The following is a 20,392-nucleotide window of genomic DNA, read 5'->3' on the forward strand; positions in this document are numbered from 1 at the left end:
CTGACTCGAGGGGCCATCAATCTGCCGCAATCCGCGCCGCGCCGCCAGCGCCAGGTCCGCTCTTCGACCTAGGTCCAATGGGCAGATGTGCGGCAATCGCCGACCATGCTGGTATCTCCGCCATCAGGGCAGCCCGCATGCAGTCCAAGGAAAGCAGCGCCGCCGGCAAGACCGCCGTGCTGCAGAACATCCACGGCACCATGGAGTTCCTGCGCAAGTACCCGCCGTTCAACCAGATGGACAGCGCCCAGCTGGCCTATCTGGTCGAGCACTGCCAGCTGCGCTTCTACGGCGCCGGCGAGAGCATCATCAAGCCCGCCGACGGCCCGGTGCAGCACTTCTTCATCGTCAAGCAGGGCCTGGTGGTCGGCGAGCGCCCGCACTCGGCCAAGCGCGGCAGCGAGACTACCTTCGAGATCGCCAGCGGTGAGTGCTTCCCGCTGGCCGCCCTGCTCGGCGAACGCGCCACCCGCACCGAACACCTGGCCGGCGAAGATACTTTCTGCCTGCTGCTGGGCAAGCAGGCCTTCGTCCGCCTGTTTTCCCAGAGCGCGCCGTTTCGCGACTTCGCCCTGCGCGGGGTGAGCAGCCTGCTCGACCAGGTCAACCAGCAGGTGCAGCTGCGCGCCGCGGAAAGCCTTGGTGCGCAGTATTCGCTGGACACCTCGTTGCGCGAACTGGCCATGCAGCAACCGGTCGGCTGCGGTGCCGAAACGCCGCTGCGCGAGGCGGTGCGGCGCATGCACGAGCAGCATGTCGGCAGCATCGTCATCGTCGATGAAGGCAACCGCCCGCTGGGCATCTTCACCCTGCGCGACCTGCGCCGGGTGGTCGCCGACGGCAGCTCGCTGGAGCAGCCGATCGAGGCCCTGATGACCCAGCGCCCCTTCCACCTGTCACCCCAGGCCAGTGCCTTCGACGCCGCCCTGGCGATGACCGAGCGGCATATCGCCCACGTCTGCCTGGTCGAGCACGGCCAGCTGGTCGGCGTGGTCTCCGAGCGCGACCTGTTCTCCCTGCAGCGTGTCGACCTGGTGCACCTGGCGCGCACCATCCGCCATGCCGGTAAGGTCGAGACCCTGGCTGCCCTGCGCAGCGACATTCGCCTGCTGGTCGAGCGCATGCTGGCCCACGGCGCCAGCTCGACGCAGATCACCCAGCTGGTCACCCTGCTCAACGATCACACCGTGTGCCGGGTGATCGAGCTGTGCATCGAGGAACTCGGCGACCCCGGCGTGCCGTTCAGCTGGCTGTGCTTCGGCAGCGAAGGCCGCCGCGAGCAGACCCTGCACACCGACCAGGACAACGGCATCCTGTTCGATGCCGCCAGCAGCGCGGAAGCCGAAGCCATCCGCCAGCGTCTGCTGCCCCTGGCCCGGCGCATCAACCAGCAGCTGGCGCACTGCGGCTTCAGCCTCTGTCCGGGCAACATCATGGCCGGCAACCCGGCGCTGTGCCTGTCACGCAGCGAGTGGGCGCGACGCTTCAGCAGCTTCGTGCGCGAGGCCAGTCCGGAGAACCTGCTCGGTTCCAGCATCTACTTCGATCTGCGCGTGGTCTGGGGCGCCGAGGACGGCGGCGAGCAACTGCGCGAGCAGCTGTTCGCCGATATCCGCGATAACAGCCTGTTCCAGCGCATGCTGGCGGCCAACGCCCTGCAGCACCGGCCGCCGGTGGGGCGCTTCCGCGACTTCGTGGTGGCCCGCAGCGGTGCGGAAAAAGACACCCTCGACCTCAAGATCGAAGGCCTCACCCCCTTCGTCGACGGTGCGCGGCTGCTCGCCCTGGTCCACGGGGTCGAGGATTGCAACACCCAGCGACGCTTCGCCAAACTGGTCGAAAAAGGGGTGATCGATGCCCTCGACGGCGCCGCCTACGAGGAGGCCTACCACTTCATCCAGCAGACCCGCCTGCAGCTGCACCAGCAGCAGGCGCTGCAGGGCCTGCCGTTCTCCAACCGCCTCGACCCGGACAGTCTCAACCAGCTGGACCGGCGCATCCTGCGCGAGTCCTTCCGCCAGGCCCAGCGCCTGCAAGCCAGCCTGACGCTACGCTACCAGCTATGAGCATCTTCAACTGGATCCGCCGCGACACCCCACAACTGAGCGATGCCCAGCAGCAGCGCCTGGCCGCGCTGCCGGCGGCCGCGGCCCTGAGCGATACGCCCCTGGCCAGGCAGCGCCTGGTGGTGCTCGACCTGGAAACCAGCGGCCTCAACCTGCAACGTGACCAGTTGCTGGCGATCGGCGCGGTGGTGATCGAAGGTGGCGCCATCGACTTCAGCCAGCAGTTCGAATGTACCCTGCACCGCGCCGGACACCAGGCCAGCGCCAGCACCCTGATCCATGGCATAGCGCCCAGCGCCATCGCCGCCGGCACCGACCCGGTCGAAGCGCTGCTGGCATTCATGGAATTCCTCGGCGACAGCCCGCTGCTGGCCTTCCACGCCGGCTTCGACCAGCACATGCTCGGTCGCGCCCTGCGCGAAAGCCTCGGTTACCGCCTGCGTCACCCGTTTCTCGATGTCGCCGAGCTGGCGCCGCTGCTGTGCCCCGAGGTCAGCCTGCGCCACGCCGGGCTGGATGACTGGCTGGCGCACTTCCAGCTGCAGGCCGCCGAGCGCCACAACGCCAGCGCCGACGCCCTGGCCACCGCCGAGCTGGCGCTGATCCTGTTCAGCAAGGCGCGCCGCCAGCAGCTGGACAGCCTGCTCGTCCTCGACCAGCGTCTGCAGGGTCGGCGGCGACGCCAGCGCGCACCTTCGCTGTAGATCGGCTGATAGCCTGACTCAATATCATTAGTAAACAATTCTCGATTCCCCTGACACTAGGCGCTCACTAGAATGGCGGCACTTCTCCTGCCGACAGCTTTTGCGCACCTGAACCCCATGCACGCACGCACGATCCGCCGCTGGTCCGTCATCCACACCTGGAGCAGCCTGGTCTGCACCCTGTTCCTGCTGATGCTGGCGCTGACCGGCCTGCCGCTGATCTTCCACCACGAGCTGGAACACCTGCTCGGCGAGGCGCCGCAACTGCGCGAGCTGCCGGCCGACAGCCCGCGCCTGGATCTGCAGCAACTGGTCGAGGCGGCCGAACGGGCACGTCCCCATGAGGTGGTGCAATACCTCGGCTGGGAGGCGGACGAACCCAACGGCGTGGTCACCATCATGGCCGCCACCGCCGGCACCGAACCCAACTCCTCGCACACCTTCATGCTCGACGCGCGCAGCGGCGAGGCAGTGGCCATGCCGGCGGCCAACGGCGGGTTCATGATGCTGATGCTGCGTTTGCACGTGGATATGTTCGCCGGCCTGCCGGGCAAGCTGCTGCTGGCCTTTATGGGCATCCTGTTCGTCGTCGCGATCATTTCCGGCGTGGTGCTCTACGCCCCGTTCATGCGCCGCCTGCCCTTCGCCGCCGTGCGCCGCGACAAGTCCACGCGCCTGCGCTGGCTCGACCTGCACAACCTGATCGGCATCGTCACCCTGACCTGGGCCCTGGTGGTCGGCGTCACCGGGGTGATCAGCGCCACCGCCGATCTGCTGATCGAGGCCTGGCGCAATGACACCCTGGCGGCGATGGTCGCGCCCTACCGCGACGCCCCGCCGCTGACCCAGCGCGCCCCGGCCAGCGACCTGCTGCAGATCGCCAGCCAGGCCGCACCGGGCATGCAGGCCGACTTCATCGCCTTCCCCGGCACGCGCTTCTCCAGTGAGCATCATTACGCAGTGTTCATGGTCGGCAGCACGCACCTCACCGCGCATCTGTGGACCCCGGTGCTGATCGACGCGCAGACCCTGGCCGTCACCGCCGTCGGCACGCGCCCTTGGTACATGGACGCCCTGGCCATGTCGCAGCCGCTGCACTTCGGCGACTACGGCGGCCGGCCGATGCAGATCCTCTGGGCCGTTCTGGATGTCCTGACCATCATCGTGCTGGGCAGTGGCCTGTACCTCTGGTGGGTGCGCCGCCGCGCCCCCCGCGCGGCCCTGCGCGACGAGGTCGTGGCATGAGGCAAGCGACCTTCGCCATTCCCGCCGTGCTGGCCCTGCTGGGCGCCACCGGGCTGTTCGCCGCCCTGCTCGGCGACGGCTGGTGGGATGCCCTGGCCTGGCTCGGCCTGGGCCTGCCGGCCGTGCTCGGCGTCTGGCCGCTGTTGCCACGGCGCGCCTGAAGCCTGCACTCGCGCGGCCCGGAATGATCGCCTAGAGTGGGCGCACCAGCCCCAGCAGGTGAGTTCATGGTCAGCGAATCCCCCGTTCTCGGCGTTGCCATCATCGGCGCCGGCTTCTCCGGCATCGGCATGGCGATCCGCCTGCAACAGGCCGGCATCGACGATTACCTGATCCTCGAACGGGCCGCCGGCATCGGCGGCACCTGGCGCGACAACCACTACCCGGGCGCGGCCTGCGATGTCGAATCGCATCTCTATTCGTTCTCCTTCGAGCCGCGCGCCCACTGGTCACGGAAGTACTCCGGGCAGGCGGAAATCCTCGATTACCTGCAGCACTGCGTGGCGCGCTACGGCCTGGCCTCGCGCATCCGCTGCAATGCCGCGCTCGCTGCCGCCGAGTATGACCAGGCGGCCGGCCTCTGGTGCCTGCACCTGGCCGATGGCGAGACGCTGCACGCGCGGGTGCTGATCAGCGCGGTCGGCGCGCTCAGCGAGCCGAGCATTGCGCCGCTGCCGGGGCTGGCGGACTTTCGCGGGGTGCAGTTCCACTCGGCGCAGTGGAATCATCAGCACGACCTGCGCGGCAAGCGCGTGGCGGTGATCGGTACCGGCGCCAGCGCCATCCAGTTCGTCCCGCAGATCGCCCAGCAGGCCGCGCAGCTGCTGCTGTTCCAGCGCACGCCGCCGTGGATCCTACCCAAGGCCGACCGGCGCTTCAGCGCCACGGAGCAGCGCCTGCTGCAGCTGGCGCCCTGGCAGAAGGCCTACCGCGCGCTGATCTACTGGATCAACGAGTCCCGCGCGCCCGGCTTTACCCGCAGCAGCGACTGGCTGCTCAAGCCGGCCGAAGCCATGGCCCGCCATCATCTGCAGCGCCAGGTCGCCGACCCGGCCCTACGCGCCGCGCTGACCCCGGACTACCGCATCGGCTGCAAGCGCATTCTGATCGCCAACGACTACTACCCGGCCCTGCAACGGCCCAACGTGCAGCTGGTGCAGAGCGCCATCACTCGGGTCGGTGCGGACTGCATCGTCAGCGCCGACGGCGGGCGCCACCCGGTCGATACGCTGATCTTCGCCACCGGCTTTCGCGCCACCGAATACCTCAGCGGCGTGGATATCCGCGGCCGCGCCGGGCTGCTCCTGAGCCAGGCCTGGCAGGCGGGCGCCGAGTCCTACCTGGGCATCGCCTGCGCCGACTTTCCCAACTTCTTCATGCTCACCGGGCCGAATACCGGCCTGGGCCACAGCTCGATGATCTTCATGATCGAGGCGCAGATCCATTTCATCCGCCAGGCCATCCAGCACCTGCGCCGCGCCAACCTGCGCAGCATCGAAGTGCGCCGCGAGGTGCAGCAGGCCTTCGCCCACGAAGTGCGCCAGCGCATGGCCGGCTCGGTGTGGGCCAGCGGCTGCCGCAGCTGGTACCTGGACGCCGCCGGCCTCAACACTACCCTGTGGCCGGCCAGCACCCTGGCCTACTGGCGCCGTACCCGGCACTGGCGCGCCAGTGAATTTGTTCTGGAAAGCCGGGCCTGAGTTCTGCGTAGTGCCAGGCAAGGCAAAGTCGGCGCTGCCTGATGTATAAACGAGCATTACGCCCACACCGTAGCCCGGATGCAATCCGGGGAAATCCCGCTCCCGGATTGCATCCGGGCTACACCTGCCAAGGAACCCCGATGAGCACCATGACCCTGTTCCATTCGCCCTCTTCGCCCTTCGTGCGCAAGGTGCTGGTACTGCTGCACGAGACCGGCCAGAGCGACCGTGTGGCCCTGCAGGCAGCGCAGCTGACGCCGATCAGCCCGGACGCCGGGGTCGTCGAGAGCAACCCGGCCGGCAAGATTCCCGCCCTGCGCCTGGCCGATGGCTCGGTGCTGCACGACAGCCGAGTGATCCTCGATTACCTCGACCAGCAGCATGTCGGCGCGCCGTTGATCCCGCCCAGTGGCAGTGCGCGCTGGCGGCGCCTGACCCTGGCCTCGCTGGCCGATGCGATACTCGATGCGGCGGTGCTGATGCGCTACGAGACCTTCCTGCGGCCGCCGGAAAAGCGTTGGGACGAGTGGTTGGCCGGGCAACAGGAGAAAATCGAACGGGCCCTGGCCTACTTCGAGCAGGACTGCCTGGCCGAGCTGAGCAGCCACTTCGACATCGCCGCACTCAGCCTGGCCTGCGCCCTCGGCTATCTCGACCTGCGCCAACCCGAGCTGGGCTGGCGCGAGCGCTATGCCGGGCTGGCCGCCTGGTACGCCGAGGTCAGCCAGCGTCCGTCGATGCTGGCGAGCATGCCGCCGGCTTAACCGAAGTAGCCGAACACGATCAGCCCCTCGGCCGGGATCATCAGCAGCAGACCTTCGTCCTTACGGCTATAGAAGGCGCCCGGGCTGCCCTGCGCGCGACCGATCCGCTGCGTCAGCGCTTCGTCAGCGCCGGCGCAACTCAAACCCAGCGCCACCTGAGAAGCCGACTCCGGAACCGGGGTCGGCTGCCAGGGCGCATAGCGGTAATAAGGCTCGTCGGCATGCCCACGGGCCTGACGGGCCTCTGCCAACGCCTCCAGTCCATGGCTGGCCAGACGCTGCCGCATGGCCGCCGACATGCGCCACACCGCCACCCCGCAACCCTCGCGCAGCCCGCTCTCACTACCGATCAGCAGCACCCCGGCCGGTTCGATGCTTGCCGGCAAGGCCGCAATGGAATGTTGCCGTTCGGCGACCTTGAACCCCAGGTACAGCACCAACAGCAACCAGCAGTACAGCAACAGGCCGCGATAGAGCAGGCGGCCGAGCCAGCGGACAGCTCTCGCCAATCGCGTGTTCAGCACAGGAAATAACCCAGCCACAGCACCACCACCAACACTCCGCCGACCTGCAGACCGCGGCGCTGGAAGGCGCCGCGCTCGACATCGGCCACCGCCCAGGACGGCCATTGCAGCGCCAGGCTGAGCAGCGCCAACGGCGTGAAGAAAGCATTGAACGGCCAGGACGGCAGCAGCAGGCCAAGCAGTACCGCCAACAGGTAAGCCAGGGTGCTGCCGCTCATCAGGCCTACGCTGAAGTCCCACGCGTGAAATCTGCTTAGCGACACTTCGGCAGTTCCTTGTGCTGCGGTTTATCCAGCCCGCGTTGCACAGCGAACAGGCGGGCGATGCGCCGCGCCAGCAGATGGCCGTGGCGCGCATCCTCGCGCAAGCCGACATGGCCGCTCATCGCACGTACCACAGGCGGAAGAAACCCAACGCCAGCAACAGGGCGACCTGGGCCAGCGCCACGCACAGCTGCAGGAAGGACTGCACATGGCTATTGGCGGCGGCATCCGGAACACCGGTCAGGCCGTTCCAGAAGGCCTCCGGCAGCAGCAGGCCGACGCTGGCCAGCGGCTTGCCGGTCAGTATCAGACCATCGATCAGGCTGAACTGGCCGACGAACATCAGGCCGATCAGCAACAGCCCAGCCACTACCAGGCCTAGGGCGAAACAGGCGGAAAACTGCATCATCAGGCGAATCATCAGAGACTCCTCGGGGCGCGGCCGGGGGCCGCGCCCGCAGTGATCAGGCGGGCGTTACGGAAGGGGTTTTACCAATGCCGTACCAGTCCAGTTTGCGGGTCAGCACCATCACCGCAGCCAGCAGACCGAAGACCAGCAATGAGCCCATCAACAGGGCGTAATCCTCGGCGTTGAGCAGGGCGTAGAGCATCGCGTAGAGCCCGGCCAGGCCGGCGGTAAACGCCGCACCGCGCAGCCAGCTGTGCAGCACGTGGCTAACGTAGAAGCCGATCAGCAGCACGCAGGCCGAGGCAGCCAGGGCGTAGGCACGGGCGAAGTCCATGTGCTCGGCCAGCGACAGCAGCAACAGGTAGAAGAACGCCAGCGACAGGCCGACCAGGCCGTACTGCACCGGGTGCACGGCCAGACGCTTGAGTACTTCGAAGAGGAAGAAGCCGGCGAAGGTCAGGGCGATGAACAGCAGGGCATACTTGATCGCCCGGTCGCTCTTCAGGTACTGGTCCACAGGGTCGACGAAGCTGACGCCGAAGTGGCGGGCCTGGAAGTCCCGGCACTCGCCGCCGCCGACGCAATCAGCCAACGCCTCTTCCAGGTTGGTGGCGAAGAAGCTGGTCTGCCAACGCGCGTTGAAACCATCCTGGCGGATCTCGCGCTCGCTCGGCAGGTACTCGCCGACGAAGCTCGGATGCGGCCAGTCGGCCTTGAGTTCGACCTGGCTTTCGCGACCGACCGGGGTCACGTCGAGCTGGCCGGTACCCTGCAGCTGCAGGTCGAACGAATACTCCAGGCGCTGCGCCGCGGACGGATCGAGCACCGGCAACGGGGCATGCACGCCGGCCCCGAGCAGGCTGTCGGCACTGCCCGGCTGGAAGCCGAGGGTCTGGCCATTGAGCTGCAGCTTGAGGTCGTTCTTGATGCCGCGAATATCGCTGATGCCGACCGAGAGGAACGGCGCCTCGAAGCGGTAGTCGGCGAAATCCTCGCTGATGCCGAACTGCGCCGGCAGCTCGAAATGGCCGCTGATGCGGTTGTTGCTGTGGTACAGGCGCGCCTCATAAATGCCGCGGGCACGCAGCTCGGTGGTGACATCGCCGCCCATGACGAAACGCTCGGGCAGGAAGTACAGGCGTCCGCGCTCCTCGCTTTCCTCGAGGTAGCGCTGGCCGGTCTTGGCGTGGGTCTTCCACTCGCGCAGGGTCTTGCGGTATGGCAGCACCAGCAGCGGACCGGTGATTTGCTGGCTGTAGCTGGAGCTACGGGCGATATCCTGCAGCACCTCGTCGCGCAGCCCCTGACGCTCCTCGATCATGCCGTCGATCATGATGATCGGGATCATCAGCAGGAAGATCAGCAGGGCGATCAGCCCCAGCTTGATGGCAAGGCTTCGGTTCATGGTGAGACTCTCCGGGGGGTTAATGTGGGGGAGAGTCTGCGACGGGGTTGTGGGCGGCGAATGCGCGGATTATGGAGAGCGCGTGGAGTTTGTGTGGTGCAAGGGACTCTGTGGGAGCGGCTTCAGCCGCGATGCTTTGCGCTAGAGCACATCGCGGATAAATCCGCCCCCACACGAGCAGACCCGGCGCCGGTAGCAGGTCCGGCTTACTCGCCGCGGATGTACTGCTCCAGTTGCTGGATCAGGCTGGCCTGGTCGGCGATGGTCTGCTTGACCAGGTCACCGATCGACAACAGGCCGATCAGTTCGCCCTCGGCCAGCACCGGCAGGTGGCGCAGGTGACGATCGGTCATCAGTTGCATGCATTGCTGGGTCGTGTGACGCGGGCCGACGGTGATCACCTCGGCGGTCATGATTTCACTAACCTTGGCGCCGAATGCCGAACGCTCCAACAGGGCCACCTTGCGTGCATAGTCACGCTCACTGACGATGCCAACCAGGCGTCCACCGGCCATGACCACCAGCGCGCCGACGCCTTTTTCCGCCATCAGCTGCACGGCCGCGAGCACCGTGTCATCGGGGCCGACGCTGTAGATATGGGCATTGGCTTTGGTTCTGAGAATTTCTGCGACTGATCTCACTCTTGTTCTACTCCCTGGCAATGACCCCATTGTTTTAGCAGAGACCGGCGCGTTTCACGACTATCGGCATAGCTCGCAGGCCAAATCACTCTCGACATACGGACAAATGCAACAAGCGGGCCCGCGCGCATCAGCGGCGCTAACTCAAGGCCAGCCGCAGCACAGCCTGGACACCGCCGGGCACATTGCCGACCTGTAACGAACCGCCATGCAGGCCGGCCACTTCCTGCACGAAGTTGAGCCCCAGACCTGTGCTCTTGCGCCCACTGCTGGGGCGCGGCAGCGAGTAAAAGCGCTCACTCAGGCGTGGCAGGGCATAGTCGGGAATGGCCTCGCCCTGATTGAACAGTCTGAGCAGTATGGCGTCGCCCTGCTCCTCGGCAGAGAAGCGCAGCAAGCCGCCGGGCGGGGTAAAGTCGAGGGCGTTGTCCAGCAGGTTGGCGATGGCCTGGCGCAACAGAAAGCGCTCACCGCTGACGCTCAACCCGGCGTCGACATGATTTTCTACCTGCAACCCGGCCGCCTCGATACGCGCCGCCTGGCTTAGCAGCAGCTCCTCGACCAGCTCGCGTAGCAGCACCGGCACGCGCTCCTCCAGTCCCTGGCGCTGTTCGACCAGGGCCAGGTTGAGCAGGCGTTCGATCAGTTGCTGCAGGCGCGCGCCCTCGCTGGCGATATTGGCCACGAAGCGCTGACGCTGCTCGGCCGGCATCTCGCCTTCGAGCAGTTCGGCGGCACCGCGGATGGCTGCCAGCGGGCTCTTCAGTTCGTGAGTGAGGGTGTGCACGTAGCGCTCGACATAGTCCTTGCCCTCCAGCTCGGTACGCATCTTCTGCACCGCCGTCGCCAACTGGGTCAGCTCGCCACCGCGCAGGGCCGGCAACTCGGCGCGCTGGCCCTGGCTGACCGCCTGGGCGTAGCGGGTCAGCTTGCGTAGCGAGCCGCTGAGCCACCAGGACAGCAGCCCGCCAATCAGCAGACCGAGCACGATCAACCCGGCGCCAAGCCAGCCCAAGCGGCGCTGTGAACGCTCGATATAGGGTTGCAGCGACTTGTTCGGCTTGGCCACCGAGACCACGCCGATGATCTGCTCACCATCCTTGATCGGTGCGGCCACGTACATCACCGAGCTGTCCTCGTCGGCCGGATCTTCGCGGGTCGAGCGGGCGCCGTACTGGCCCTGCAGGGTCAGGTAGACATCGTTCCAGCGCGAGTAGTCCTGGCCCAGAGCCGCGCCGCTGGAGTCGAGCAGGACAATGCCCTGGGCATCGGTGACATAGATGCGGTGATTGACCGCGCTCTTCTGCACACCCCAGATCTGCGCCTGCGGCTGACGCTGGCCGTAGGCTTTGAGCAGCGCGGGCAGACGACTCTGCGCCAGGCTGCCGGCCTTGACCTCGTCACGGAGGATTTCCGCCAGCAGGTTGGCCGTATCGACCAGGGTTTCCTCGGTGCTCTGGCGCACGCCGGGACGGATCTCGTCCATCACCGTGCTCAGCACGAACCAGCCGGCCAGGCCGACGAAGAGGAAATAAACCAGGAAGATCCGTACGCCTAAGGGCATTACACCAGCCTCAGGCTGTAGCCCAGGCCACGATGGGTCTGGATCGGCTCGGCGTCGGCAGCTACCTGGCGCAGCTTGGCGCGCAGGCTCTTGATGTGACTGTCGACATTGCGCTCGTAGCCGACATCGGCGGCCACGCCGACGCCATCCAGCAGCTGCTCGCGGGAAAACACCCGTTCCGGCTGGCCGAGCAGGGTCTGCAGCAGGCGGAATTCGTGGCGGGTGAGGCCGAGCAACTGGCCGTGGTAGTGGATCTGTACCCGTTCGGCATCCAGCTGGAACGGGCTGTTCGCAGGCTCGACCGGGGCGGTCATGCGAGGTGCCATACGTTTGAGGATGGCCTTTACCCGCGCCGCCACTTCACGCGGACTGAAGGGTTTGATCACATAGTCGTCGGCACCGATTTCCAGACCCACCACGCGATCGATCTCGGCATCGCGGGCGGTGAGGAAGATCACCGGCACGTCGGAAAAGCGCCGCAGCCGTTTGCAGGCCTCAAAGCCACTGATATCCGGCAGGCCGACATCGAGGATCAGCAGATCAGCCGGGCTTCGCTCCTGCAACGCCAGAGCAGGCTCGGCCAGTTGCAGCCAGGTGGTGGTGAAACCCTCGGCCTGCAGGGCATAGACCAGGGTGTCGGCGATGGCGGCTTCGTCTTCGACAATCAGGATGTGCGGCATGGCGTCCGTGCAAACAGGGGCTGATGTCGGCACGGTGCCGCAGCACCAGGCGCGGCGTCAATCCGGGCGCGGCATTCAGTCGAAGTACGAGCCCTTGCGCGATGGCAGGCCAGACCAGAGTTCTTCGATATTCTTGAAGCCCCAATCCTCGGCTGACTCACGGCCGACGATCTTGTCGCGGCCAACCAGCTTGGCCAGATCGATGATCTCCGGGGGAATCGGCACCTTCGAGCGGGTGGAGAAGAACACCTTGATCCGTGGCGTCAGCAGCGACTTTTCATGCTGCTCCATAACCACGCCGAGGCGGCCGCTTTCCAGGCGCACCAGCGCGCCGACCGGGTAGATACCGACCGATTTGACGAAGGCCTGGAACACCTTCTCATCGAAATGGCCCTTCCATTCGGCCATCTTGCGGATCGACTCGGCCGGATCCCAGCCCTGCTTGTAGGGGCGGTCTGAGGTGATCGCGTCATACACGTCGCACACCGCGCCCATGCGCGCGAACAGGCTGATCTGCTCGCCGACCAGGCGGTGCGGATAGCCGGTGCCATCGAATTTCTCGTGGTGGTGCAGGCACACATCCAGCGCCAGGGCGCTAACCTGCTGCAGGTCACGCAGCATCTTGCTGCCCGCTTCGGGGTGACTGCGCATGGTGCCGAATTCGGCGTCGGTGAGTTTGCCCGGTTTGTTGAGGATCGCATCCGGGATCGCCATCTTGCCGATGTCATGCAGCAGCCCGGCCATGCCCGCCTCACGCACCTGGTCCTCAGCCAGGCCAAACTGGCGGGCCAGGGCGATCATCAGCGCGCACACCGCCACCGAGTGCATGTAGGTGTATTCGTCGGAGGTTTTCAGCCGCGCCAGGCTGATCAGTGCATTGGGGTGGCGCAGCACCGAGTCGGAAATTTCCTCCACCAGTTCGGCGGCGTGCTCCAGCTCAACGGCATGGCCCATGCGCACATCGCTGAACATCTCGACCACCGCCGCCTTGGAGCGCGCACAGAGCTTCTGCGCCCGTGCCAACTCCTGCTCCAGGCTGACCCGCGCCGGGGGCGTCTTGCTCTCGGCAGCCAGCAGGCGCGCCTCGGTTTCCACCTCGACTTCCTCGACCGTCTTGCTGACCTGGCCAGGCGCCAGGTCGAGGCCCTTGCCGACGTCGATCCACACCTCGCTGACTTCGCTGGCATGGATGCGCAGCAGGTCGCGTTCGCTGTCGAGCAGGAAGCGGCCTTTCCAGAAGGGGTGGTCCATCCATGAGCCGCAGAATTCGTGGATATACATACCGAGACACAGCTCGGAAACCGCAATGCGCTTGAGCACGGTAGAAACCAGGGGCAGGTAAGAGAAATGCAACGACCCACCAAGCATATGCGATAGAACGCCACAGAGGCACATTGACATCAGTCAACCGACAGCTCTTTAGTCGAGTCGGATGCAGCCGGCAGACGAGCGGTTATCATGCATCCTCCACGAAGGCGACAAGGACTTGCCATGCGTCGACTGCTGACCGCCGGCAGCATCATCCTGCTGCTTCTGCTCAATACCCTGATCCTGATCGGCCCGCTGCTGCTGATCGCTGTGCTCAAGCTGGCTGCCCCCAATCGGCGCCTGCGCGCGCTGTTCTCGCGTGGGGTGATGTGGGTCGCCGAGACCTGGGCGGAAATCGACAAACTGATCTTCGCCTGGCTCGTCCCAACCGTCTGGGACATCCGCGGCGGTGCCGGGCTGCGCCGCGACCGCTCCTACCTGGTGGTGAGCAACCACCAGTCCTGGGTCGACATCCCGGCGCTGGTCCTGGCCTTCAACCGCAAGACGCCCTACTTCAAGTTCTTCCTCAAGCAGGAGCTGATCTGGGTGCCGTTCCTCGGCCTGGCCTTCTGGGCCCTCGACTACCCCTTCATGAAACGCTACTCCAAGGCCTACCTGGCCAGGCATCCGCATATGCAGGGCAAGGATCTGGAGATCACCAAAGCCGCCTGCGAGCGCTTCAAGGACTTGCCGGTAACCGTGGTCAACTACCTCGAAGGCACCCGCTGCACCCCGGCCAAGCAGGCCCAGCAAGGCTCGCCCTACCAGCACCTGCTCAAACCCAAGGCCGGGGGCGTGGCTTTCACCCTGGCCGCACTCGGCCCGCAACTGGATGCCTTGCTGGATGTCACGGTGGTTTATCCGGGCAACCGTGCTCCGGGCTTCTGGGCGCTGCTCAGTGGGCAGATACCGACGATCATCGTCGACATCCAGCCCCGCGAACTCGACCCGCAGCTGTGGGCCGGCGACTACGAGCGTGATCCCGAATTCCGACAACTGGTGCAGGGTTGGGTCAGCGGGCTGTGGGAAGAAAAGGATGTGCGGATCGCCGACTTGAAGCGGCAGCTGTAAGGCAGCACCGACTTGCTATGGCTATGGCAATTCGCGGCGGATCATCCAATGCCCCTCGGGTGGCATGAGGCGGCTGATGTCGAACTGCTGCAAGCTGCGCTGATCGAGCACTTCGATCAGTGGGCTGACAAGTGGCTCATAAGGCTTCCCCTCAAGCGCACGCACGGCCAGGTCGATGGCAATACGCGCCTGCAGCACCGGTGAATCGGTGGGTGCTGCGAGAATGAAACCATCGCGAATCTGCTCGATGATGCGCTCTGTCGCATAGGTCGCCAGCACCTGCGTGCGATATTGGTTGCCTGAGGTTCGCACCAGTTGCGCGGCAAAGCCGGCAGCTTCGGCATTGCCCAACAGATAGTCGACATCGGCATGGGCATCAAGCAGACGGCGCACCAGTTGCGCCTGACTGGCCCGATCCACCGGGCCATAGCCGCCGTGATAGAGCGCCACCGACTGTCCCAGCAGCGCCTGTCGCAGCCCGCTTTCGGAGTCCATCACCCAGCCCGCGCCCTGCGGCCCTGGCAACCAGCCGAGGCTGAACGCCCCGCTTTCCCGGCGCCCCTCGATATAGGCCATTACTTCGCGGGTCATGTCGGCGAAATTCACCTGCGAGCGGGCAGTGATGCCCGAGCAATCCAGACGGTTGACCAGGTCGATGACCGGTTTGCCCTGGGCCTGCAGTTCGGCGATCTGCGGGCATAGATCCGTGGTGTTGATTGCGGCGATCACATAGGCATCGGCTTGCTGCGCACGGCAGGCCTGCAGCTGCGCGATCTGCGTCTGCGGGTTCTCGTAGCCGCCGGCTTCGTAGATGCCCAGACGCACCCCCTGGCGCGAGGCCTCGCCATCCAGTCCCCAGGCCACGCCCCACCAGTAGCGATCCTTGCCATGCGGCAGCAGGGCGCAGATACGCCAAGGCTGCGCCGCACGGGCCAGTGGCTGGTAGTTCAGCGGCTGCCCTACGGCCTGCACGGCCACTGGATACCAGTCAGCCAGAGCCTGCAGGCTGGTCAGGCAAAGGCAGAACAAAAGACCCTTGAGCAGATGCATCGATAATGCCTTGGCGATGACTTGTTCTGCAGCTTAGGCACTGCAGCAGGATTTTCCCAAGGGTAGCTGCAGCCTCGCCTGATACACTTCGCTTCATTCCTTCTTGCAGGCTCCTCCCGTGAACAGCGCTTTCTCCTCCTTGCCCCTTTCCGCCGCCATGCTGGCCAACCTCGACGCCCTCGGTTATGCCGAGATGACGCCGATCCAGGCGCAGAGCCTGCCGGTGATCCTCAAGGGCATGGACCTGATCGCCCAGGCCAAGACCGGCAGCGGCAAGACCGCGGCCTTCGGCATCGGCCTGCTCAGCCCGCTCAACCCGCGCTTCTTCGGCTGCCAGGCGCTGGTGCTGTGCCCGACCCGCGAACTGGCCGACCAGGTGGCCAAGGAGCTGCGCCGCCTGGCCCGCGCCGCCGACAACATCAAGATCCTCACCCTCTGCGGTGGCGTGCCGTTCGGCCCGCAGATCGGCTCGCTGGAGCACGGTGCCCACGTTATCGTCGGCACCCCGGGGCGTATTCAGGAACACCTGAAGAAGGGCACCCTCAAGCTCGACGGCCTCAACTGCCTGGTCCTCGACGAAGCCGACCGCATGCTCGACATGGGCTTCTACGACAGCATCGCCGAGATCATCAACCAGACCCCGGCCAAGCGGCAGACCCTGCTGTTTTCCGCCACCTACCCGACGGGCATCAAGCAGCTCAGCGCGACCTTCATGCGCGACCCGCAGCAGGTCAAGGTCGAGGCCCTGCACGACGATGCGCAGATCGAACAGCGCTTCTACGAGATCGCACCCGAGCAGCGTATGGATGCCGTGCTCAAGCTGCTCCACAGCTACCGCCCGGAGTCCTGCGTGGCCTTCTGCTTCACCAAGCAGCAGTGCCAGGAGCTGGTCGAGCACCTGACGGCCAACGGCATTTCCGCCGCCGCGCTGAATGGCGACCTGGAACAGCGCGACCGTGATCAGGTGCTGGCGATGTTCGCCAACCGCAGCCTGTCGGTACTGGTCGCCACCGACGTGGCGGCCCGTGGCCTGGATATTGATGCCCTGGACATGGTGATCAACGTCGAACTGGCGCGGGATTCGGAAATCCACATCCACCGCGTTGGCCGTACCGGTCGCGCCGGGGCCAAGGGCCTGGCCATGAGCCTGGTCGCCCCGGCCGAAGGCCATCGCGCCCAGGCCATCGAAACCCTGCAGAAGAGCCCACTGAACTGGCACCCGCTGAGCAGCCTCAAGGTGCAGAGCAACGAGCCACTGCAACCGCCGATGGTGACCCTGTGCATCGGCGCCGGGCGCAAGGAGAAGCTGCGCCCCGGCGACATCCTCGGCGCCCTCACCGGCGAGGCCGGCCTGCCTGGGGCGAAGATCGGCAAGATCGCCCTGTTCGACTACCAGGCCTTCGTCGCCGTCGAGCGCGATGTGGCCAAACTCGCGCTCAAGCGCCTCAGCGAAGGCAAGATCAAGGGCCGCTCGCTGCGCGTGCGCACACTCTAGAAGGCGGGCGCTCAGCCCCCTCCCTACAAACCGTGGCGCTGGTAGATGCGCTGGTAGGTGCCATCCGCACGCATCTGCTCGATGGCCCGATTGAAGTCCTCGACGATCTGCTGGTGCTGCGGATGACTACGCCGCACCAGGATATGCAGCGGACTCTCGCTGAGCGGTTCGGGCAGGAACTCCAGGGCGTTCTGCACTTCCTTCAGCTCGCGATTGAGGTGGTACTGCGCCACCAGTTCATCCTCCAGGGTCAACTGTACCCGCCCGGCGGCCAACATCCGCGCGCCCATGCCGAACTCCAGTACCGGCACCCGGGTCAGCCCCGGTTCCTGATCGAACGCCGGCGCATAGCTGTATCCACGCACCACCGCGATGCTGTACGGACGCAGCTCGGCCAGGCTGGTATAGGCCTGCGGCGATGCGCCCTTGCGTTTGAGGAAACGAATGCGGTTGACCAGATAGGGGTCGGAAAACAGGCCGAAACGGGTACGGTCGGCGCTGTACCAGGCGGCGACGATGATGTCGTAGTCGCCCTGTTCGAGACCGCGCAACACCCGCGCCCAAGGCACTTCGACATACTCGCTGGTATAGCCGGCGCGGCGCAGTGCAGTGCTGACCAGGTCCACCGCCAGGCCATTGTCGGCCAGTTTCTGATCGGTGAACGGCGGCCAGGCGTCACCAGCCAGGCGCAGGTGTTCGGCGCTGGCGGGAATCCCTGTGAGCAGCACAAGCAACAATGCAATACCACCAACTCGGCTCATGCCCGCCCCTGGCGCAGAGAATCATTCAAGCGTAGTCAGCAACTGAGTTTTCTCGCCAAACAGGCCCGGGCAAAACGTGACAATTTCATTCAAGCGTCTGCCACTCGCCACTCCCCTGCAGAAGCCAGCGTCGTGACCTGCTATTTTTGATCAGTCGGTCGATAACCGCGTGCCTCAGGCGCACTCGCAACCGTCTTTTCCCGGTATCCATTTTTTATTTCATCACCCGGCGGGTAGCCGTTCGCCCATGCCTTCATCGCTCGACTTCACCCTGCGCAGCCTGTGGGCGCGCGAAAAATTCACCTACGGCATCCGCGTGTTCATCGCGCTGGCCGGCTCCATGGCCCTGTGCTGGTACCTGGACAAGATCGCCCTGGTCATTCCGCTGTTCCTCGGCTGCATCGCCAGCGCCCTGGCCGAGAGCGACGACCACTGGCGCGGCCGCCTGCAGGCGCTGCTGGTAACCCTGGTCTGCTTCGCCGCCACCGCCACGGCGGTGCAGCTGCTGTTCCCCTACCCCTGGCTGTTCGGCATCGGCCTGGCCCTGGCCGCATTCGCCATGACCCTGCTAGGCGGCATCGGCGAACGCTATGCGGCGGTGGCCTCGGCCACCCTGATCCTGGCGATCTACACGGCCATCGGCCTGGAACACCGGGGCGGCGGCATGGGCAGCTTCTGGCAGGAACCGTTGCTGCTGATCGCCGGCGCCGCCTGGTACGGCCTGCTCGGGGTGATCTGGAGCGCGCTGTTCAGCCAGCAGCCGGTGCAGCAGGCACTGGCGCGGGTGTTCATCGAGCTGGGCGCGTTCCTGCGCCTGAAAGCCGCGCTGTTCGAGCCACAGCGCCAGCTCGACATCGAAGCCCGGCGCCTGGCCGTGGCCAAGCAGAACGGCAAGGTGGTCAGCGCGCTGAACCAGGCCAAGGACATCATCCTCAACCGCATGAGCCGCAAGCGCAGCGGGCAGAAGACCAACCGCTACCTCAAGCTGTACTTCATCGCCCAGGACATTCACGAGCGCGCCAGTTCCTCACACCACCCCTACAACGCCCTGGCCGAGGCCTTCTTCCACAGCGACGTGATGTTCCGCTGCGGGCGCCTGCTCAGTCAGCAGGGCAAGGCCTGCCAGGCTCTCGGCACGGCCATCCGCATGCGCCAGCCGTTCGACTACAACGACAACAGCCAGGCCATGGCCGACCTCAACGCCTCCATGGCCTACCTGCGCGAGCAGAACAACCCGGCCTGGCGCCGCCTGCTGCGCTCGCTGGCCGCCCTGGCCGGCAACCTGGAAACCCTGGAACGCAAGCTGACCAGCGCCAGCAACCCGGATGCCCTGGCCGACGAGCAGGACAGCGCACTGCTCGACCGCTCGCCGCAAAGCCTCAAGGACGCCTTCGAGCGCCTGCGCCAGCATATCTCGCCGACCTCGCTGGTATTCCGCCATGCCCTGCGCCTGTCGGTGGCTCTAGCCGCCGGCTATGGCCTGCTGCACTGGGTGCATCCGCAACAGGGCTACTGGATTCTGCTGACCACCCTGTTCGTCTGCCGGCCCAGCTACGGTGCCACGCGCCTGCGCCTGGTGCAGCGGGTCAGCGGCACCCTGCTCGGCCTGGTCGCTGGCTGGGCGCTGATCAGTCTGTTCCCCGATCCGCTGCTGCAGTCGCTGTTCGCCGTGGTGGCCGGGGTGGCCTTCTTCACCAACCGGGTCGACCGCTACACCCTGGCCACCAGCGCCATGACCCTGGTGGTGGTGCTCTGCTTCAACCAGGTCAGCGACGGCTATGCGGTGATCTGGCCGCGCCTGGTGGATACCGTGCTGGGCACGGTGATCGCCGGCCTGGCGGTGTTCTTCATCCTGCCCGACTGGCAGGGGCGCAAGCTCAACCAGGTACTGGCCAGCACCCTGAGCAGCAACAGCCGCTACCTGCTGCAGATCATGCAGCAGTATGAATCGGGCAAGCGCGACGACCTGAGCTACCGCCTGGCCCGGCGCAACGCACACAACGCCGATGCGGCGCTGTCGACCACCCTGAGCAACATGCTCATGGAGCCCGGCCATTTCAGGAAGGACGCCGAGACCGGTTTCCGCTTCCTGGTGCTGTCGCACACCCTGCTCAGCTACCTGTCGGCCCTCGGCGCACACCGCGAGAGCCTGGCCGACGATGCCAGCGACGCCCTGCATGACCGCGCCGTGGCGCATATCAGCGCGACGCTGGAGAGCATCGCCAGCAGCCTGCGCGACAACCAGCCGGTGGCGGTCTACAGCGAAGCCGACCAGGCCCTGGCCGAGGAGCTGGAACAGTTGCCGGAAGAAATCGACGAAGGTCACCGCCTGGTGCAGGTGCAACTCGGCCTGATCTGCCGCCAGCTGGCACCGCTGCGCACCCTGGTCGCGCACCTGCAGAAGCAGCAGCCGGAGGCGGTGGTGGGCAAGGCGGCATAGCACCCTCTCCCCCGGCCCCTCTCCCGTAAACGGGCGAGGGGTGACTAACCCACAGCGCCGCAAACTGGCTGATGCACGGAGCCGCTTCTGCTCCCTCTCCCATTTATGGGAGAGGGTTGGGGAGAGGGTCTGTAGCCCGGATGCAATCCGGAGCTGCCTGCATTCCCGGATTGCATCCGGGCTACGCACCTACACCCTTTGATCATTCCCACGCTCCGCGTGGGAATGCCGCCACAGGCGCTCCGCGTCTACGGGACGCGGAGCGTCCTGGGCTGGGTGCCCACGCTGGAGCGTGGGCACCA

General features: G+C 65.9%; 20 protein-coding genes. 9 read left to right on the forward strand and 11 right to left on the reverse strand.

Annotated features, from left to right (window positions below):
- Positions 1 to 137: 137 nt before the first annotated feature.
- The 6 genes from H3H45_RS03255 to H3H45_RS03280 all read left to right on the forward strand — a co-directional run bounded on the left by H3H45_RS03255 (position 138) and on the right by H3H45_RS03280 (position 6,479).
- The gene (locus tag H3H45_RS03255) at positions 138 to 2,066 is read left to right on the forward strand and encodes a DUF294 nucleotidyltransferase-like domain-containing protein (protein ID WP_182832305.1); all 1,929 of its coding nucleotides are present in this window, start codon (positions 138 to 140) and stop codon (positions 2,064 to 2,066) included.
- A complete protein-coding gene (locus H3H45_RS03260; protein WP_182832306.1) occupies positions 2,063 to 2,770 on the forward strand; it encodes a 3'-5' exonuclease in 708 nt (235 codons plus the stop codon). Before H3H45_RS03255 ends, H3H45_RS03260 begins: the two co-directional genes overlap by 4 nt.
- Before the next feature lie 117 nt (positions 2,771 to 2,887).
- A complete protein-coding gene (locus H3H45_RS03265; RefSeq protein ID WP_182832307.1) occupies positions 2,888 to 4,015 on the forward strand; it encodes a PepSY-associated TM helix domain-containing protein in 1,128 nt (375 codons plus the stop codon).
- On the forward strand, positions 4,012 to 4,176 hold the full coding sequence (locus tag H3H45_RS03270) for a hypothetical protein (protein ID WP_182832308.1): 165 nt from the start codon (positions 4,012 to 4,014) through the stop codon (positions 4,174 to 4,176). Before H3H45_RS03265 ends, H3H45_RS03270 begins: the two co-directional genes overlap by 4 nt.
- A gap of 66 nt (positions 4,177 to 4,242) precedes the next feature.
- On the forward strand, positions 4,243 to 5,715 hold the full coding sequence (locus tag H3H45_RS03275) for a flavin-containing monooxygenase (RefSeq protein WP_182832309.1): 1,473 nt from the start codon (positions 4,243 to 4,245) through the stop codon (positions 5,713 to 5,715).
- A 140-nt stretch (positions 5,716 to 5,855) separates the two neighbouring features.
- On the forward strand, positions 5,856 to 6,479 hold the full coding sequence (locus H3H45_RS03280) for a glutathione S-transferase family protein (protein ID WP_182832310.1): 624 nt from the start codon (positions 5,856 to 5,858) through the stop codon (positions 6,477 to 6,479).
- On the opposite strand, the gene H3H45_RS03285 is transcribed toward H3H45_RS03280, so the two are convergent.
- The 9 genes from H3H45_RS03285 to H3H45_RS03320 all read right to left on the reverse strand — a co-directional run bounded on the left by H3H45_RS03285 (position 6,476) and on the right by H3H45_RS03320 (position 13,285).
- Entirely contained in the window at positions 6,476 to 6,988 is a 513-nt protein-coding gene (locus H3H45_RS03285) for a hypothetical protein (protein ID WP_182832311.1), read from the reverse strand. The genes H3H45_RS03280 and H3H45_RS03285 overlap by 4 nt on opposite strands.
- Positions 6,989 to 6,996: 8 nt before the next feature.
- The gene (locus H3H45_RS03290; protein WP_182832312.1) at positions 6,997 to 7,266 is read right to left on the reverse strand and encodes a hypothetical protein; all 270 of its coding nucleotides are present in this window, start codon (positions 7,264 to 7,266) and stop codon (positions 6,997 to 6,999) included.
- The gene (locus H3H45_RS20260; RefSeq protein ID WP_268939301.1) at positions 7,257 to 7,388 is read right to left on the reverse strand and encodes a hypothetical protein; all 132 of its coding nucleotides are present in this window, start codon (positions 7,386 to 7,388) and stop codon (positions 7,257 to 7,259) included. Before H3H45_RS20260 ends, H3H45_RS03290 begins: the two co-directional genes overlap by 10 nt.
- Positions 7,385 to 7,687: a hypothetical protein gene (locus H3H45_RS03295; RefSeq protein ID WP_220494115.1), complete on the reverse strand. Its 303-nt coding sequence runs from the start codon at positions 7,685 to 7,687 to the stop codon at positions 7,385 to 7,387. Before H3H45_RS03295 ends, H3H45_RS20260 begins: the two co-directional genes overlap by 4 nt.
- Positions 7,688 to 7,730: 43 nt before the next feature.
- A complete protein-coding gene (creD, locus tag H3H45_RS03300) occupies positions 7,731 to 9,080 on the reverse strand; it encodes a cell envelope integrity protein CreD (RefSeq protein ID WP_182832313.1) in 1,350 nt (449 codons plus the stop codon).
- A gap of 206 nt (positions 9,081 to 9,286) precedes the next feature.
- Complete coding sequence (locus H3H45_RS03305) at positions 9,287 to 9,721, reverse strand: CBS domain-containing protein (protein WP_182832314.1); 435 nt, start codon at positions 9,719 to 9,721, stop codon at positions 9,287 to 9,289.
- A gap of 139 nt (positions 9,722 to 9,860) precedes the next feature.
- Positions 9,861 to 11,285, reverse strand: coding sequence for a two-component system sensor histidine kinase CreC (gene creC, locus H3H45_RS03310; RefSeq protein WP_182832315.1), 1,425 nt, complete (start codon positions 11,283 to 11,285; stop codon positions 9,861 to 9,863).
- On the reverse strand, positions 11,285 to 11,965 hold the full coding sequence (gene creB / locus H3H45_RS03315) for a two-component system response regulator CreB (protein ID WP_182832316.1): 681 nt from the start codon (positions 11,963 to 11,965) through the stop codon (positions 11,285 to 11,287). The genes creC and creB overlap by 1 nt, the downstream gene beginning before the upstream one ends.
- Before the next feature lie 75 nt (positions 11,966 to 12,040).
- Positions 12,041 to 13,285 (reverse strand): HD-GYP domain-containing protein, encoded by a 1,245-nt coding sequence (locus tag H3H45_RS03320; RefSeq protein ID WP_182832317.1) that lies wholly within the window; start codon positions 13,283 to 13,285, stop codon positions 12,041 to 12,043.
- Positions 13,286 to 13,456: 171 nt separating this feature from the next.
- On the opposite strand from H3H45_RS03320, the gene H3H45_RS03325 reads away from it, so the two are divergent.
- Complete coding sequence (locus H3H45_RS03325; RefSeq protein WP_182832318.1) at positions 13,457 to 14,344, forward strand: acyltransferase; 888 nt, start codon at positions 13,457 to 13,459, stop codon at positions 14,342 to 14,344.
- Between the two features lie 21 nt (positions 14,345 to 14,365).
- Here the strand turns inward: H3H45_RS03325 and torT are convergent, their stop codons facing one another.
- Positions 14,366 to 15,394 (reverse strand): TMAO reductase system periplasmic protein TorT, encoded by a 1,029-nt coding sequence (torT, locus tag H3H45_RS03330; protein ID WP_182832319.1) that lies wholly within the window; start codon positions 15,392 to 15,394, stop codon positions 14,366 to 14,368.
- Between the two features lie 118 nt (positions 15,395 to 15,512).
- Here torT and dbpA point away from each other — a divergent pair, with 118 nt between their 5' ends.
- The gene (gene dbpA / locus H3H45_RS03335) at positions 15,513 to 16,889 is read left to right on the forward strand and encodes an ATP-dependent RNA helicase DbpA (RefSeq protein WP_182832320.1); all 1,377 of its coding nucleotides are present in this window, start codon (positions 15,513 to 15,515) and stop codon (positions 16,887 to 16,889) included.
- Between the two features lie 23 nt (positions 16,890 to 16,912).
- Here the strand turns inward: dbpA and H3H45_RS03340 are convergent, their stop codons facing one another.
- Positions 16,913 to 17,650 (reverse strand): substrate-binding periplasmic protein, encoded by a 738-nt coding sequence (locus H3H45_RS03340; protein ID WP_182832321.1) that lies wholly within the window; start codon positions 17,648 to 17,650, stop codon positions 16,913 to 16,915.
- Between the two features lie 247 nt (positions 17,651 to 17,897).
- On the opposite strand from H3H45_RS03340, the gene yccS reads away from it, so the two are divergent.
- Positions 17,898 to 20,090 carry a YccS family putative transporter gene (gene yccS, locus H3H45_RS03345; protein ID WP_182832322.1) on the forward strand — a complete coding sequence of 731 codons (2,193 nt, stop codon included), beginning with the start codon at positions 17,898 to 17,900 and terminating at the stop codon, positions 20,088 to 20,090.
- The last annotated feature ends 302 nt before the right edge of the window (positions 20,091 to 20,392 follow it).

The sequence above is a fragment of the Aquipseudomonas guryensis genome (assembly GCF_014164785.1).
GTDB lineage: Bacteria > Pseudomonadota > Gammaproteobacteria > Pseudomonadales > Pseudomonadaceae > Aquipseudomonas > Aquipseudomonas guryensis.

What these genes read in the sequence shown, in the direction of transcription:
- H3H45_RS03265 (WP_182832307.1), top strand. Translation starts at nt 2,888, where the DNA reads ATGCACGCACGCACGATCCGCCGCTGGTCCGTCATCCACACCTGGAGC.
- H3H45_RS20260 (WP_268939301.1), bottom strand. Translation starts at nt 7,388, where the DNA reads ATGAGCGGCCATGTCGGCTTGCGCGAGGATGCGCGCCACGGCCATCTG.
- H3H45_RS03325 (WP_182832318.1), top strand. Translation starts at nt 13,457, where the DNA reads ATGCGTCGACTGCTGACCGCCGGCAGCATCATCCTGCTGCTTCTGCTC.
- H3H45_RS03280 (WP_182832310.1), top strand. Translation starts at nt 5,856, where the DNA reads ATGAGCACCATGACCCTGTTCCATTCGCCCTCTTCGCCCTTCGTGCGC.
- creD (WP_182832313.1), bottom strand. Translation starts at nt 9,080, where the DNA reads ATGAACCGAAGCCTTGCCATCAAGCTGGGGCTGATCGCCCTGCTGATC.
- H3H45_RS03340 (WP_182832321.1), bottom strand. Translation starts at nt 17,650, where the DNA reads ATGAGCCGAGTTGGTGGTATTGCATTGTTGCTTGTGCTGCTCACAGGG.
- H3H45_RS03255 (WP_182832305.1), top strand. Translation starts at nt 138, where the DNA reads ATGCAGTCCAAGGAAAGCAGCGCCGCCGGCAAGACCGCCGTGCTGCAG.
- H3H45_RS03270 (WP_182832308.1), top strand. Translation starts at nt 4,012, where the DNA reads ATGAGGCAAGCGACCTTCGCCATTCCCGCCGTGCTGGCCCTGCTGGGC.
- H3H45_RS03275 (WP_182832309.1), top strand. Translation starts at nt 4,243, where the DNA reads ATGGTCAGCGAATCCCCCGTTCTCGGCGTTGCCATCATCGGCGCCGGC.
- H3H45_RS03260 (WP_182832306.1), top strand. Translation starts at nt 2,063, where the DNA reads ATGAGCATCTTCAACTGGATCCGCCGCGACACCCCACAACTGAGCGAT.
- yccS (WP_182832322.1), top strand. Translation starts at nt 17,898, where the DNA reads ATGCCTTCATCGCTCGACTTCACCCTGCGCAGCCTGTGGGCGCGCGAA.
- creC (WP_182832315.1), bottom strand. Translation starts at nt 11,285, where the DNA reads ATGCCCTTAGGCGTACGGATCTTCCTGGTTTATTTCCTCTTCGTCGGC.
- creB (WP_182832316.1), bottom strand. Translation starts at nt 11,965, where the DNA reads ATGCCGCACATCCTGATTGTCGAAGACGAAGCCGCCATCGCCGACACC.
- torT (WP_182832319.1), bottom strand. Translation starts at nt 15,394, where the DNA reads ATGCATCTGCTCAAGGGTCTTTTGTTCTGCCTTTGCCTGACCAGCCTG.
- H3H45_RS03295 (WP_220494115.1), bottom strand. Translation starts at nt 7,687, where the DNA reads ATGATTCGCCTGATGATGCAGTTTTCCGCCTGTTTCGCCCTAGGCCTG.